The sequence below is a fragment of the Catenulispora acidiphila DSM 44928 genome, from assembly GCF_000024025.1.
Classification (GTDB): Bacteria; Actinomycetota; Actinomycetes; order Streptomycetales; family Catenulisporaceae; genus Catenulispora; species Catenulispora acidiphila.
This window is the reverse complement of sequence record NC_013131.1, coordinates 9,969,520-9,982,729: the sequence shown is the minus strand read 5'-3', so window position 1 is coordinate 9,982,729 and position 13,210 is coordinate 9,969,520. Positions and strand designations below refer to the sequence as shown.

Sequence of the window (13,210 nt, the reverse complement as noted above, 5' to 3'; positions counted from 1 at the left end):
CGCGGTAGTCGAAACCCGCGCAGTCAACCTCGTCAGATCGCTACGACCGGGCTCCTGCGTTCGATCTGGATCACATCGCGCCAAACACCGTGATGGCAGCCAACGCGCTCCCGCGTTCCGATGACGCGGAATCCGGCTGCGGTATGGAGCCGCAGGGAAGCGGTGTTCTCCGGGAAGATGCCGGACTGAATGGTCCAGATCCTGGTGGCTTCTGTCGAGTCGATGAGGGCTGTGAGGAGTGCAGCGCCGACACCGCGTCGTTGAGCTGACGGATGGACGTAGACGGAGTGCTCGACGACGCCGGCGTAGACGGCGCGGGTGGATGTCCTCGAAGCCGCGACCATCCGAGGACTGCATCGTCTGTCGGGTCCAGGGCTACGAAGCGGTGGTTCGGCAGCTTCGCGTCGTCGAATTCGGCCCAGGTCGGTGCGGTGGTTTCGAACGTGGCGTTGCCGGCGTCGATGCCTGCTTGGTAGGTGGCCAAGACCTCGTCGGCGTGGTCGGCGGTCATGGGCCGGATTAGTGCTGCTGAACTGGTCATGGTCAGCTCTCGCAGTCGTTGTCGTCGATCTGCGGTGCCTGGTGTCCCATAACGGCGTCGGCGGCGGACGGGAAGCAGGTCAGGCGGCGCTGATTGACGTGGTACAGGTTGGCGGTGCCGGCGGGTTCGACGAGGACGAAGCGGGTCTCGGCCAGGATTTTCAGGTGGTGGGACACGGTCGATTGCCCGATGGGTAGGGCTGCGGTGATCTCGCCGACCGTCATCGGGCGGTCGGTGACGGCCAGCAGGTTGAGGACCTGGATGCGGGTGGGATCGGACAGGGCCCGGAACCAGGTCGCATACGTCTTCGCGGTGGTGCGGTCGATCAGCTCTATCTTGTTCATCGATCATCGACGATAGTAGATGAATGGGCGATGCGACAGCCCGGCAGCACGGTGGTTTCTGGTCACACGGTTGCGGGTTCGATGACGAGGAGTCCGGCCAGGGCGGACATCTTTTCGCGCACGGCGCTGTAGTAGACCCAGGTCCCGCGCCGTTCACCTTCGATGAGGCCGGCTTCGCGGAGGACTTTGAGGTGGTGGCTGATGGTGGGGCCGGAGACGTCGAAGCCGACGTTCAGGTCGCACACGCAGGTCTCGCCCTCGGGGGCGGAGGCGATCTGGGACAGCAGTTGCAGGCGGATCGGGTCGCCGAGGGCCTTGAACGCGGGCGCCAGGGCTATCGCGTCGGCGGTGGAGATCGAGTGTGCGGCGAGCGGCTCGCAGCACGGGGCCGCAGCCTCGGGCTCCAGCAGCGGCAGCTCCTTCTGTTTCGACATGCTTCTAGGTTGACAGATTTCGAAACAGTGGGCAAGGTGAAGTTACTTCGACGAACTTCGAGATAAGGGGAACGCCATGTTCCGTCGTACCGGTGTTATTGGCAAGCAGGTCCGCGACCTGGGCGTGAAGTTCTGCGACGGCTGCGGCATCTCCACCAGCGTCGAGCGCTCGGCCCGGCGTCTGGAAGCGGTCCGCACAGCGGCCGTGCTGAGCCTGCCGCGCGTCTGAACCGCCCGATCATCCACCGCGCCACCACCTACGTGAGGAGCAAGGACATGAGCGAGCAGACCACCACGGGTACGGCTGGCGGCTTCTCCGGCGACCTGGCCGAGGCCTTCAACCCGGCGCCCGGCACCGGCTGTTGCGGTAGCCCGGCCGCCAACACCGGCACCGGCTCGCCGGCCGCGACCGGCGGACCGTGCTGCGGCACTGCGGCCGAGGCGAAGGCCGAGGACGCCTGCTGCGGTACCGCAGCCAAGACCGAGGCTGTGTCCACCGGCGCCTGCGGCTGCAGCTGATGAACACACCGATCGCGCCGGAGCCGTCTGCCGAGCGCATGAAGGCCACGGTCGCGACGCTTGCGGGGCGCGAGCTGGCCGGGCGACGCGTCGCCAGTCCGGGTGGCGCTGCGGCTCGGGCCTGGCTTTCGACCGCGCTGACCGCACTCGACGCGGTCAGCGCGGTCGACGCATTCGACACTCCGGCTGGCAGCGCCGCCAACCTGTACGCCACCGTCGCCCCTGCGGCGGTCGGCAGGCCGCAGATCTGGCTGACCGCGCACTACGACGGCGTCGGCGACATCAACGGGATCCACCGGCCCGGCGCCTCCGACAACGCATCCGGTGTCGCCGTGGTCCTGGAAGTCGCGCGGCTGCTGAAAGGCCGGCTTCCTGAAGGCGTCGGCCTGTCGATCGCACTGCTCGATGCCGAGGAGATCGGCACGCTTGGCTCGGCCCAACACGCCGCCCGGCTGGCGGCAGGGGAGCGCAGCCCGCTGATCATCAACATCGACGGGGCCGGTGAGCTGAACGGCTCGGTCGCCGTGGAGGCCGGCGGAGGCGCCATGCCGATCCTGACCGCACTCGACGTGGCCGGGAGGGCGACAGGCGTTCCGCTAGCCCCTGGACAAGTCGCCTCGGACAACCGGCAATACGCCGCCGCGGGTCTGGCCGTTGTCGGCCTCGGTGCCGGAATGCCCGGCTACCACTCGAAGGACGACACAGCGGAGCGGGTTCAGGCGGAGACATTGACGGCGATGGCCGGACTTGTCGTCCGAGCCGTTACCGAACTCGCATCGCAGAACACGCATACCGAGAAGGACGGAGTCGGAACGATGAACCAGGTTCAGGCGGAACTGCCGGTCGTGGTGATCGGCGCGGGGCCGGTCGGTCTCGCTACCGCTGCACACCTGGCCGAACGGGGCATCCCGTTCCAGGTGCTGGAGGCCGGAGACGCCGTCGGCGCGGCGATCCGCCAATGGGGCCACGTCCGGCTGTTCAGCCCGTGGCGTTACGACATCGACGCCGCCGCCCGGGCGCTGCTGGAGCCGACCGGTTGGACCGCGCCGGATGGGGACGCCTCGCCGACCGGCGCGGAGCTGGTCGAACAGTACCTGGTGCCGTTGGCTGCCACGCCGCAGATCGCCGAGCACATCCGTCTGCGGCATCGGGTGACCGCGATCAGCCGGGTCGGGGTGGACCGGGTCCGCTCGCGCAGCCGCGAGTTCGCGCCGTTCCTGGTCCGGGTCGAGACCGAGGGCGTGACCACTGATCTGCACGCCCGCGCGGTGATCGACGCCTCCGGAACCTGGGGCACCCCGAACGTCCTGGGCGCGTCCGGCCTGCCGGCCCACGGCGAGGCCGAGGCGGCAGCGTTCATCGACCACGCACTCCCGGACGTCCTCGGCCCAGCCCGCGCCGCCTACGCCGGAAAGCACACACTGGTGGTCGGCGCTGGTCACTCGGCGGCGAACACCTTGCTGGTCCTGGCAGACCTCGCCGAGCAGGAGCCCGGCACTCGCATCTCCTGGGCCATCAGAACTGGCTCGGCGGCCCGCAGCTACGGCGGGGGAGAGGCCGACGCCCTTCCGGCCCGTGGCGCTCTCGGGACTCGGGTGAAGAGTCTGGTCGAGCAGGGCCGGATCGAGCTGATCAACCAGTTCTCTGCTCAGGCGATCAGGGTTCTGGGCAACGGCAGCGTCGAGGTGGAAAGCGTCGATGCCCGCGGTGCGAAGAAGGTCGTGACCGTGGACCGGATCGTGGCCGCGACCGGGTTCCGTCCGGATCACTCGATCACCGGTGAGCTGCGCCTGGAGCTGGACCCGATCCTGGGTTCGACGCGTGCGCTGGCCCCGTTGATCGACCCGAACGAGCACTCTTGCGGCACCGTGCCCCCGCACGGCGTGGACGAGCTGGCGCACCCGGAGCCGAACTTCTACGCCGTCGGCATGAAGTCCTACGGCCGGGCCCCGACGTTCCTGCTGGCCACCGGCTACGAGCAGGCTCGCTCCGTGGTCGCCGCTCTGGACGGCGATTGGGACGCCGCGCGCGACCTCCGGTTGGAAGTGCCGGAGACCGGGGTCTGCAACACCACGCTGCCCGGTGAGGAGGGTGAGTCCGGTGGCTGCGGATCATCGTGCGGTACCGCCGAGCCGGTGAGCATCGGACTCGCCACGGGAATCGCCGGCGGGCTGTTGTCCGAGCCGCTGCCGCTGGTCCAGGACTCCGCGGCCTGCTGCGCCAGCGAGCCCGTCCTGGCCCAAGTCGGCGTGCCGGCCGAGCAGGACAGCGGGTCCGGGTGCTGCGGCAGCTGAGCTCGATACCCACGTCGGGGGCCGCGTTCTTACGCGGTCGCCGACGGGCGTTGACCGACTATCGATGGCGGCTGGTCGCAGCCTTGGCCATCAGTCAGACCGTCGGCTACGGCGTGCTGTTCTACGCCTTCTCGGTGTTCCTGGTCCCAACAGCTCACGGCCTGCATACCAGCGTTCCGGTGGTGACCGGGGCGCTGACGTGCTCGCTGCTGGCGGCGGCTGCGGCGGCGGTCCCGGTCGGGCGGTATATGGATCTGCACGGCGGCCGGCTCCTGATGAGTACCGGTTCGATCGCCGCCAGCGTGCTGGTCGTGGGGTGGTCTCAGGTCGGGGCCGTGTGGCAGCTGTACGCGGTGTGGATCGGTATCGGTGTCGCCTCCGCTGCCGTGCTGTACGAAGCGGCGTTCGCGGTCATCGTGTCCTGGTTCGAGCCGGACAGCCGCGCGAAAGCGCTGCTCGCGGTCACCATCTTTGCCGGATTCGCCTCCAGCATCTTCCTGCCCTCGTCCGGCCTTCTCCTCGCTGACGTGGGCTGGCGTGACGCGGTGTTGGTTCTGGCCGGAGCACATGCCGCGCTGACCGTGCCGTTCCATCTCTTAGTGCGGCGGCCGTCGCAGCTTTCGATGAAGGGTACTTGTGGCGGCGAGAACGACCGCCGAAAAGTGGTGGCCGGTGCTGTGCGCGATCCGGCCTTCTGGATGCTCGGTGGTTCGCTGCTCGCGCAGGGCGCGGCGGTGTTCGTGATGGGCGTGCTGCTGGTCGCGGCGCTGCGCGATCTGGGGCACTCAGCCACGTTCTCTGCTGTGGCCGCCGGGATGCTCGGCGTGCTGTCGGTCAGCGGAAGGCTGGCTTTCACGGCGGCTGGCAAACGCGCTTCTGCCACCGACGTCGCCGCCGTGGTGTTCGCGATCCAGGCGATCGGTGTGGGTCTTCTGCCGCTGATCGGAAAGTCCGTGGTCGGCGCTATCGCCTGCATCTTGACCTTTGGTCTGGGATTCGGCGTGTCGACATTGATCCGTCCCGCCGTCCTGGCCGCCCGCTATGGCACTGACGCGTTCGCGACGCTGTCCGGCGTGCTCACCACTCCGCTCACGCTGGTCAAGGCTTTGGCTCCGCTCGGTGCGGCAGCATGGGCCGGTTCCGCGCACAGTTACACTCCGCCGCTGGTCACCTCGGCCGTCTGCTGTCTGATCGGCGCTGCGGCGATGGCGTTGACCGGTCGGATGTGACCGCGCGCCATTGCGCCAGGAGTTCAGCCGGTGTTCTCCGAGTCCGTTTGCCTCGATACATGTACCACTGTCAATATAGACATATGTCGAAGAACGAGCTTCCGGTGATCCAGGAGGCATGCCACACCGCGCTGGTCAGCGAGCCGCTGAGCGAGATCGAGTCCGAAGCACTTGCGCACATCTTCAAGGCGCTTGCCGACCCGGTGCGGCTGCGGCTGTTCTCGCTGATCGCCTCATTCGACGGCGGCGAGGCCTGCGTCTGCGACCTCACGCTCCACTTCGACGTATCCCAGCCGACGATCAGCCATCACCTGAAAGTGCTGCGCGAAGCCGGCCTGGTGAACTCCGAACGCCGCGCCACCTGGATCTACTACAGCGTGCGACCCGCAGTCTTGGCCCAGTTGTCGGCCCTGCTGACCCCGGCGGTGGTGGTCGGATGACCCCGCCGCTGGCCCGCCGCGCCCTGGCCGAGTTCCTCGGCACGGCGCTGCTGGTCGCGGTCGTCGTCGGGTCCGGGATCATGGCGACGAACCTGAGCCACGACGTCGGACTGCAACTGTTGGCCAACTCCACCGCCACGGTCTTCGGCCTGACCGTGCTGATCCTGATCTTCGGGCCGATCTCCGGGACTCACTTCAACCCGGTGGTTACCCTGGCCGACTACGTCCTGTCGCGCCGCTCGGGCGGCGGGACAGACGTTCGCACGGTCGCCGTATACATCCCGGCGCAGGTCGCCGGCGGTATTGGCGGGACAGTGCTGGCGAACCTGATGTTCAACCTGCCTGTGGTGACCGCCTCCACCCACACCCGTTCCGCCAGGTACCTGTGGCTCGGCGAGACCGTGGCCACCGCCGGACTGGTCCTGCTGATCTTCAGCCTGGTCCGGTCCGGGCGCGGCACCCTGGTGATCGCCCCGGCGGTCGGCGCCTATATCGGCGCCGCCTACTGGTTCACGTCCTCCACGTCGTTCGCGAACCCGGCGGTCACGATCGCGCGGGCGTTCACGAACACCTTCGCCGGGATCGCCCCCGGCTCCGTCGCTGCCTTCGTCGCGTTCCAGGTGGTCGGTGCCGCGATCGGCGTAGCCCTGGTGGCGGTGCTCTACCCGGTCGCACAGCACGGCGACACCGAGTCCCTGGCCGAGGCCGAGCAGGTTCCGGCGGCGGTGAAATGAACTCCGACGACCTCCCCTTCGGACCCGATGACCTGGAAAGGGCCGAACAGGAGCTGACGGAGATCGCGAACCGGCTCGCGGAGCGCTTCACCGGCACGTTCACCCACGCCACAGTCGAGCGCTACGTCTTCGAGTCCTACCGGGCCCTTGCGGCCAGCGCCCGGCTGGCCGCGTTCTTGCCGGCCCTGACTGAGCGCTTCGCCGACGACCGGCTCGTGGCCCTGGCCTACGTGCAGAAGCCGCCGATACGGCCGGTCCCGCAGGTGCTTTTCATCTGCGATCGCAACGCCGCGTGTTCCCAGATGGCCGCCGCGCTGCTGGGGATGCAGGCGCGGGGCCGGGTGAACATCCGCTCCGCCGGGTCCCGGCCCGCCGCCGAGTTGGAGCTGGGCGTCATCGCGGCGATGGCCGAGATCGGCGCCGACCTGTCGGCCGAGTACCCCAAGCCGCTCACCGACGAGTTCGTAGCCGCCGCCGACATCGTCGTCACCGTCGGCTGCGGCGACGCCTGCCCGGTCCTGCCCGGCAAGCGCTACCTGGACTGGACCGTCCCGGATCCCGAAGGCAAGGACATGGTCGAGGTCCGCCGCATCCGCGACGAACTCGACCTGCTCGTGACCGACCTCCTCACTTACCTGCCGGAAGCCGCGGATGGCGTACCGGATGACCCGAAAGGCACCCCCTGATGTCCGACACCAAGCCGTCCGTGCTGTTCGTCTGCATCCACAACGCCGGACGCTCCCAGATGGCCGCCGGATTCCTCACCCACTACGCCGGCGACCGCGTCACCGTCCGCTCCGCCGGCTCCGCTCCGGCTGATCAGGTGAACCCGGCCGTGCTGGAGGCCATGAACGAGGTGGGCATCGACCTGTCGCACGAGACCCCGAAGATTCTCACCGACGAGGCCGCCCTGGCCTCGGACTACATCATCACTATGGGCTGCGGCGACACCTGTCCGGTCTACCCCGGCAAGAAGTACTTGGACTGGGTCCTGACCGACCCCGCAGGCCGAGGTGTCGAGGCCGTGCGTCCGATCCGCGACGAGATTGAAGGCCTCATCAAGAGCCTGATCGACGAGATCGACGCCAAAAACGCGGTGGTCTGAAACGTGGTCCCGGACACCAGCAGCCGGAATGTCATCATCATCGGCTCCAGCCCCGCTGGCTGCACTGCTGCCCTGGACGCTGAACGGCACCTTGCCGCGCTGGCCGATGACGCTCTGGTTCTTAGAAGGGCGGTTTGTAACTATCCGGTGTGGATCGTGGCTGCGTGAGATGTCCGGCGCTGTTGCAGGTGGTGGCCAACCTATGGGGTCGAGCGCAGTGGCGGCGCTTCGTACAGCAGCGCGGGGGGTTGTAGCAACGGCGGGGGCTCGGGTCCGGGGTCGGCCGCGACCGTGATACCAGCGGACTGCGGGTTGAACGTGGCGGGCCAGCGGGTCAGGTCGCTTGCCACGGCTCCTTCGAATCTCGCGCCATCGAGTTCGGCACTGCTGAGATCGGCGCCGCGCAGGTCCGCGTTGCGCAGATCGGCGTGATGGAACACCGTGTTCTGCGCCTGTGTTTTGCGCAAGACGGCTTCGCGCAGATCGGCACGGGTGAAGTCCGCGCCGTTCAACACGGCTTCAGCCATCCTGGCGCCGCGGAGGTCGGCTAGGACGCAGCGAGCTTCGGTGAGTTTCGCGAGCCGCATCTCCGCGTGCTGGAGGCTTACCGAGACCATGGAGGCCCGGGTGAGGTTGGCCCCGTACAGGCTCGCGGACTCCATGGATGCGCGGTCGAAGTTGACGCGGATCAGCCATAGTCCGTCGAAGTCTGCCCGGCGCAGGTCTGTGAGGCTCAGGTTGAGCCATGGTTCGGATCGGTCGTACAGGCACAGCACGCCGAGTCCGGTCAGCGCGAGCTGGCTGTCCGGCGCCCTGGTCTCCAGCGGGGCGACGTCGTTGATGTCGGCATCGGCGGCCGGCGCGGGCGGTCCGGCCGGTGGCCATGGCTGGTGGGTGCGCAGGAACGCGGCCATCGTCGAGATGACGGCCTGGCGGTCGCCCTCCGAGTGCTTGGCCAGTCGCCACAGCGCGTGCAGTCCGCCGATGCGCACGTCCTGCTTGTCGCTGCCGAGCTGGTCGATGGCGCGGCCGAACTGCTCGGTGAGGTGTCCCTCCTGGGTGATGCGCAGGGTGTCCTGGCTGACTCGCAGCTGTCGCCAGGTGGCATAGGCGCCGAAGAGCAGGGCCACGCCCGCGGCGGTTTGCAGAAGTGTGGTGCGGACGTTGTTGATCGCGGTCAGTCGGTCCTGCGGGGCGACGTGTCCCGCGCCGAGGTCGTGGTCCACCACCATCCCGGGTAGCACTATGAACCCGATACCGAACATCAGGGCACCGGCCACGCCAACGAGCCAGACGACGATGACGCGGCGTCCTGCAACCGGTATACCCCAGCGCGGCCCTCGGCCACCATCCGCCCCTTTTTCCACAGGGTGAGCGTAGTGAACGCCTGGCCGCGAGGGCATCAGGTATCGATGAACGTCCAACGATGCGGGTCGTCGTGATCGGACTTCAGATCTATTGGCGAAGCGTCGTCTTAGCGATGAGGGCGAACAGGCCCGGCTCGGTCTCGGCGAGGATGCCACGCGCGGCCAGGCGCTTGAGTCGGGAGCGCATGCCCTCGCGGTGCTTGGGCTCGGTGCCGACATCGAGGATCTGGCACAGTTGGCCGGCGCGCAGCAGGCCGTCGGCGCGTTCGAACTCGGTCACTGGACGGATCAGATCCCACTGCCCGTCCGACAGATCACTGTTATACGGCTTGCGGTCGCTCACGAAACACATCCCACTGCCCACCGGCGACACCCCGCCGGCGAACCGGCAGCAGTTCACATCATCGAGCGACCACAAGCCCAGTCAAACCCTTACGAACCGCCCTCTTACAGATGTCGGGCGGATCGTTTTGGCCAGCGTCAGTCATCCATGCCCATAGCGATGAGTGCTGCTGGAACCTCAGCCGCTACGCGGCTTGGCTCATGCGCTGACCGGTCCACGGGAACGTCCCGGTGCCCTTTGCCCAGCTCAAGCCGTGGATCCCTACAGGCTCAAGGATTGTGGCGACTGCCGCGAGGTCCTGGCGCGGTTTGTGTGGTCGGGTCACGTACCAGGCTCGTGAAATGGAATTGCGGCAGTACAGTCCCGCTGCGACATGGCATTTCGGGCAGGCCACGACGGCACACGCGTTCCAGGCTCGGCGCAGCGCGTCCTCGACCTCGGCCGAACCTGCGACGAAGGTGAAGTAGTCCACCCGACGATGATGCCCGAAACCCGGCAGCACTGTGGTCGAACACGACAAATATCATCAGGTCCGACAAGCCTGGATCTGGCGCTCAACCTTGCTGGAGGACACGCCCGGGTTGGCCAAGGCCCGGTACGCAGCCGAGCCCGGGTCCGCTGCGATGACGAACAGCGCATGCTCGCCACTCAGGCCTTCTGCCCTCGATCGGCGGCGAGGCGCCGGACGCGGGTTCCGTCCAGCCAAAGTTCGAGGTGGGGACTGGCCGCTACCCGCCCGGTGCGGCATCGACCCGTAAGCTGCGATTCGCGCTGATCGAGCAATTCGGGATGATGAGGATAGATGGGCACTGCGGCAGACGTCGAGACGACGCTACGCGGCTGGCTTGCTGACGGCACCTTGGCGCCCGAACAGCGGCTACCGTCGGAGCGGACGCTGATCGAGCAGCTCGGGGCGAGCAGAAATACCGTCCGGGCGGCGCTCGCGAAGCTGATCGCCGATGGGAACGTCCGTTCTGAGCACGGGCGAGGCTATTTCGTTTGTCAGCCGCGCCGTTCCGATCCCGTGGTCGAACGGTGGAAGGTGCGGTCGTCAGAGATCGTCGTGGAGGGCCGGAGCTTCGATGTCGAACGCCGGGACCTCAGGTCACCAGCGGGTCGGCGAAGGCAGGCTTACGTTCTGCGTGCCCCTCGTACGGTGACGACGGCAGTCATCAGCGAGGATGGCCGGCTTCTTCTGGTCTGGCGTCAACGTGACGCGACGAGCGAAGGATCGTGGGAACTGCCGGCCGAGGTCGTTGAGGGGGATGAAGATCCAGCCCTGGCCGCGGCCCGCAGCGTTCGTGCCGCTGCGAACGTCAAGCCGACTGTTCTTCACCACGTAATCGAGTTCCAGCCGCTCGCGGATGTTGCTGACGCTTTGCAGGTGTTGTTCGTCGGTTCGGCCCAGGCTGTGGCGCAGGAGCAAACCGACGAGGCTCGCGGGCAGGTCGCGGAGTGGATCCCCCTTTCCGAACTTCCACAGTTGGTCGAACGCCGGAAGGTGACGGGCGCTGCCACGCTTCTGGCGATTCTCGCGGTTATTTCGCGTGAGAGTTCTGATGTTCAGAGGTCCCTCAAAAGAGTGAACCTTTTGCATTCCGGATCATAGGCATACGGGAGCATGTCATATGCCTGATATGACATGTATTGGCTCGGCGATGACGACCCGAGTCGAGCTGACCTGCTGATTCGGGAGTGTGAATGCCTGCGAGACCGGTTCGCCGTGTGAGCGTTGGCGTGCTACTCCCTGTCTTTCTGGTTATCGCCGGATGTGGTGGAGCGGGCCATAACGTCCGCGCGCTTCAGCCAGCCAGCAAGGCCAGCGCGGGCCCGTCCACGGTGGCCTCACCGACCGGATCCACCTCGGTCGACGACGCGGCTCGGCAGTCCGTACTGCAGGCCTACTTCGGGCTGATGGGTGACTGGCAGTCGGCTGCCTTCAATCCGGCCGACCACGGCGCCAACCTGTCGCGACATGCATCTGACCAGGCGCTGGCTCTCATCAGCGGTGACATCGAGCGCAGCCGCCGTGACGGGATCGTGGCGAAGGGCCATCTGAAGCTCGCGCCATCCGTGACGAGTCTCGACCTCACGGCCGTACCGCCTGCTGCGCAAGTTGACGACTGCGCCGACACGACCGACTACCTCGACTTCAAGGCGTCCGATGGTTCGCCGGTGAGCACCAAGGGCGGCAGCCGCGGAGGGCTTCAACACGTCCTCGCCCACATCCGTGAGGTGGGAGGCGTGTGGCGTGTTTACGATCTTCACATCTATCAAGTGGGTTCGTGCCGATGAGCGGGGCGGCCCTGATCGTCGCCACCGTCGTTGCGGGACTGCGGTTCGAGGACGGCTCGCAAGACAGCTCTTGGGGTGGAGTCAGCGAAGCAGGGCGGACGGTCTACGTATCTGCGCGGCAGGCTGAGACATCGCCTCAAAAGGGCAACTCTCGGGGCGGGGCGCCCATCCACGACTGCGCATTGGTTCCTGATCCGTCCCATGGCGGGCAGCCCAGTGGAAACTCTGGTGGAGCCGCTGGCTCCTGGTACCAGTGGCGATGCCAAGACAGTTCCGACCAGCAGAACCTCACAGCTATCCCGAAGAACGACCTTGAGACGTGGGTGCCGACGCCCACGATGTCGCCAGGGGATGTCGCGCAGGCGGCGGCGAAGGAGATCCATCTTCCGGCGCCGGCTATGAACACGAGTCCCCGTGACGGCGTCCCGCAGTGGGTGAACTTCCCCATGTTTCTGTGGACCGACTCGCTTGACTGGCACCCGCTGTCAGCGACTGCGAACGTGCCAGGTCTTCAGGCGTCGGCGACGGCCACGCCGGAGAAGCTGACATGGGATATGGGTGACGGATCCGTCGTGACCTGCACCGGGCCCGGAACTCCGTTCACCGACTCGACGCCTGCCACCTCAGTATCCCCAGACTGTGGATACGTCTACCGGCGTGCATCGGATGCGGAGTCGAGCGGCGAGTTCACAGTGCGGGTCACAGAGTCATGGCGTGTGACCTGGACCGGGGGCGGTCAGAGCGGCACGCTCCCGGATCTGGCCGCAACGTCGTCGATAGCGGTCCGCGTTGCCGAGTCGCAAGCCCTTGTCACGTCGGTTCACTGACGCGATCTCATCTTCTCGCACGTCTCGTGGGGTTCTCCTTGTCCAAAATCGCGTTTCCCTCGCAGGACGCGGCTCGTAGTGTGCCGCCGACCGACCCGGATGCCGGGGCGCCGACAGCACATGAGCGCCTCGCCAGCCGAGTGCGGATTCCGTACGCCGTGACCTCGGTCGCGCTGGTGGTCACCGGCGCCGTGCTGTTCACCGTCGCGGCTTGGCAGATCAGCGGCCGAGCCCCGGTCTTGGCCGTCGCGCAGCCGATTGCCGCCGGTCAGGTTGTCACCCAGGACGACGTCAAAATCGTGAAGGTCGGTGCAGCGTCGGACCTGGGCTTGGTGCCTTCGATCAACGAAGCGGAAGTCGTCGGCCACGTGGCGGCGGTGCCACTCGCGGCCGGCACGCTGTTGACGGCTCACATGGTCGGCACGGCTGACTTCCCGCCCCCAGGCCAGGCCGTGATCGGGGTGGCGCTGAAAGCCGGAGCCTTCCCACCACGGCTCGGTGTCGGGGACCGCGTAAACGTCTGGCCTGGTCCTGACGTGGCTGCGGTGGCGTCGGCGTCATCCGCCCCCGTTGCTCTCGCGTCCAATGCAGTGGTCACGTCGGTTGGATCCGCAGACTCTGTCGGCACCACCGTGGTCACGCTGCTCGTCGACGCCCAAGCGGCACCGAAGGTTACGCAGGCGCCTTCGTTGTCGGTGGTGGAAGTGTCTCCGAACGAGGTCGGCCAGCTGTGACGCC

Annotated in this window: 16 protein-coding genes and 2 pseudogenes; 12 read left to right on the top strand and 6 right to left on the bottom strand. The window is 67.2% G+C overall.

Annotated elements, in window-relative coordinates; all coding sequences use genetic code 11:
* Nucleotides 1-32: 32 nt before the first annotated feature.
* The 3 genes and pseudogenes from CACI_RS54630 to CACI_RS42540 form a co-directional block, all read right to left on the bottom strand.
* A pseudogene (locus tag CACI_RS54630) lies at nucleotides 33-541 on the bottom strand (N-acetyltransferase family protein).
* A 2-nt stretch (nucleotides 542-543) separates the two neighbouring features.
* Nucleotides 544-885 carry an ArsR/SmtB family transcription factor gene (locus tag CACI_RS42545; RefSeq protein WP_015797159.1) on the bottom strand — a complete coding sequence of 114 codons (342 nt, stop codon included), beginning with the start codon at nucleotides 883-885 and terminating at the stop codon, nucleotides 544-546.
* A gap of 62 nt (nucleotides 886-947) precedes the next feature.
* Complete coding sequence (locus tag CACI_RS42540) at nucleotides 948-1,319, bottom strand: ArsR/SmtB family transcription factor (RefSeq protein WP_015797158.1); 372 nt, start codon at nucleotides 1,317-1,319, stop codon at nucleotides 948-950.
* 76 nt (nucleotides 1,320-1,395) lie between these two features.
* Here CACI_RS42540 and CACI_RS51840 point away from each other — a divergent pair, with 76 nt between their 5' ends.
* The 9 genes and pseudogenes from CACI_RS51840 to CACI_RS42505 all read left to right on the top strand — a co-directional run bounded on the left by CACI_RS51840 (nucleotide 1,396) and on the right by CACI_RS42505 (nucleotide 7,640).
* Nucleotides 1,396-1,548 (top strand): hypothetical protein, encoded by a 153-nt coding sequence (locus CACI_RS51840; protein ID WP_015797157.1) that lies wholly within the window; start codon nucleotides 1,396-1,398, stop codon nucleotides 1,546-1,548.
* A gap of 47 nt (nucleotides 1,549-1,595) precedes the next feature.
* Complete coding sequence (locus tag CACI_RS42535) at nucleotides 1,596-1,838, top strand: hypothetical protein (protein WP_015797156.1); 243 nt, start codon at nucleotides 1,596-1,598, stop codon at nucleotides 1,836-1,838.
* Nucleotides 1,838-2,584: pseudogene (locus CACI_RS54625) on the top strand (M28 family metallopeptidase); the annotation flags it as partial. The gene CACI_RS42535 and the pseudogene CACI_RS54625, both read left to right, overlap by 1 nt.
* A gap of 69 nt (nucleotides 2,585-2,653) precedes the next feature.
* Nucleotides 2,654-4,132, top strand: a complete 1,479-nt coding sequence (locus tag CACI_RS54620; RefSeq protein WP_395994352.1) for an FAD-dependent oxidoreductase — start codon at nucleotides 2,654-2,656, stop codon at nucleotides 4,130-4,132.
* Nucleotides 4,117-5,361 carry an MFS transporter gene (locus tag CACI_RS42525; protein ID WP_015797154.1) on the top strand — a complete coding sequence of 415 codons (1,245 nt, stop codon included), beginning with the start codon at nucleotides 4,117-4,119 and terminating at the stop codon, nucleotides 5,359-5,361. Before CACI_RS54620 ends, CACI_RS42525 begins: the two co-directional genes overlap by 16 nt.
* Nucleotides 5,362-5,444: 83 nt before the next feature.
* Entirely contained in the window at nucleotides 5,445-5,801 is a 357-nt protein-coding gene (locus tag CACI_RS42520; RefSeq protein ID WP_015797153.1) for an ArsR/SmtB family transcription factor, read from the top strand.
* Nucleotides 5,798-6,535: an aquaporin gene (locus CACI_RS42515; RefSeq protein ID WP_015797152.1), complete on the top strand. Its 738-nt coding sequence runs from the start codon at nucleotides 5,798-5,800 to the stop codon at nucleotides 6,533-6,535. The genes CACI_RS42520 and CACI_RS42515 overlap by 4 nt, the downstream gene beginning before the upstream one ends.
* A complete protein-coding gene (locus CACI_RS42510; protein ID WP_015797151.1) occupies nucleotides 6,532-7,221 on the top strand; it encodes an arsenate reductase/protein-tyrosine-phosphatase family protein in 690 nt (229 codons plus the stop codon). Before CACI_RS42515 ends, CACI_RS42510 begins: the two co-directional genes overlap by 4 nt.
* A complete protein-coding gene (locus tag CACI_RS42505; protein ID WP_015797150.1) occupies nucleotides 7,221-7,640 on the top strand; it encodes an arsenate reductase ArsC in 420 nt (139 codons plus the stop codon). Before CACI_RS42510 ends, CACI_RS42505 begins: the two co-directional genes overlap by 1 nt.
* Nucleotides 7,641-7,840: 200 nt before the next feature.
* Here the strand turns inward: CACI_RS42505 and CACI_RS42500 are convergent, their stop codons facing one another.
* From CACI_RS42500 to CACI_RS50805, 3 genes are all read right to left on the bottom strand, one after another.
* Entirely contained in the window at nucleotides 7,841-8,920 is a 1,080-nt protein-coding gene (locus CACI_RS42500; RefSeq protein ID WP_223297406.1) for a pentapeptide repeat-containing protein, read from the bottom strand.
* Nucleotides 8,921-9,095: 175 nt separating this feature from the next.
* The gene (locus CACI_RS48810) at nucleotides 9,096-9,350 is read right to left on the bottom strand and encodes a hypothetical protein (protein WP_223297405.1); all 255 of its coding nucleotides are present in this window, start codon (nucleotides 9,348-9,350) and stop codon (nucleotides 9,096-9,098) included.
* Between the two features lie 184 nt (nucleotides 9,351-9,534).
* On the bottom strand, nucleotides 9,535-9,822 hold the full coding sequence (locus CACI_RS50805; protein ID WP_143765629.1) for a zinc finger domain-containing protein: 288 nt from the start codon (nucleotides 9,820-9,822) through the stop codon (nucleotides 9,535-9,537).
* 330 nt (nucleotides 9,823-10,152) lie between these two features.
* Between CACI_RS50805 and CACI_RS42490 the strand changes: the two genes are divergently transcribed.
* The 3 genes from CACI_RS42490 to CACI_RS53320 all read left to right on the top strand — a co-directional run bounded on the left by CACI_RS42490 (nucleotide 10,153) and on the right by CACI_RS53320 (nucleotide 13,206).
* Nucleotides 10,153-10,959: a GntR family transcriptional regulator gene (locus CACI_RS42490; RefSeq protein ID WP_015797147.1), complete on the top strand. Its 807-nt coding sequence runs from the start codon at nucleotides 10,153-10,155 to the stop codon at nucleotides 10,957-10,959.
* 116 nt (nucleotides 10,960-11,075) lie between these two features.
* The gene (locus CACI_RS42485; protein WP_143765628.1) at nucleotides 11,076-11,645 is read left to right on the top strand and encodes a hypothetical protein; all 570 of its coding nucleotides are present in this window, start codon (nucleotides 11,076-11,078) and stop codon (nucleotides 11,643-11,645) included.
* Between the two features lie 865 nt (nucleotides 11,646-12,510).
* Nucleotides 12,511-13,206 carry an SAF domain-containing protein gene (locus CACI_RS53320; RefSeq protein WP_223297404.1) on the top strand — a complete coding sequence of 232 codons (696 nt, stop codon included), beginning with the start codon at nucleotides 12,511-12,513 and terminating at the stop codon, nucleotides 13,204-13,206.
* Nucleotides 13,207-13,210 lie beyond the last annotated feature (4 nt).

Coding starts and splice junctions, on each gene's coding strand:
- CACI_RS42535 (WP_015797156.1), top strand. CDS start 1,596: ATGAGCGAGCAGACCACCACGGGTACGGCTGGCGGCTTCTCCGGCGAC.
- CACI_RS42490 (WP_015797147.1), top strand. CDS start 10,153: ATGGGCACTGCGGCAGACGTCGAGACGACGCTACGCGGCTGGCTTGCT.
- CACI_RS42520 (WP_015797153.1), top strand. CDS start 5,445: ATGTCGAAGAACGAGCTTCCGGTGATCCAGGAGGCATGCCACACCGCG.
- CACI_RS42540 (WP_015797158.1), bottom strand. CDS start 1,319: ATGTCGAAACAGAAGGAGCTGCCGCTGCTGGAGCCCGAGGCTGCGGCC.
- CACI_RS42510 (WP_015797151.1), top strand. CDS start 6,532: ATGAACTCCGACGACCTCCCCTTCGGACCCGATGACCTGGAAAGGGCC.
- CACI_RS42545 (WP_015797159.1), bottom strand. CDS start 885: ATGAACAAGATAGAGCTGATCGACCGCACCACCGCGAAGACGTATGCG.
- CACI_RS51840 (WP_015797157.1), top strand. CDS start 1,396: ATGTTCCGTCGTACCGGTGTTATTGGCAAGCAGGTCCGCGACCTGGGC.
- CACI_RS54620 (WP_395994352.1), top strand. CDS start 2,654: ATGAACCAGGTTCAGGCGGAACTGCCGGTCGTGGTGATCGGCGCGGGG.
- CACI_RS42515 (WP_015797152.1), top strand. CDS start 5,798: ATGACCCCGCCGCTGGCCCGCCGCGCCCTGGCCGAGTTCCTCGGCACG.
- CACI_RS42505 (WP_015797150.1), top strand. CDS start 7,221: ATGTCCGACACCAAGCCGTCCGTGCTGTTCGTCTGCATCCACAACGCC.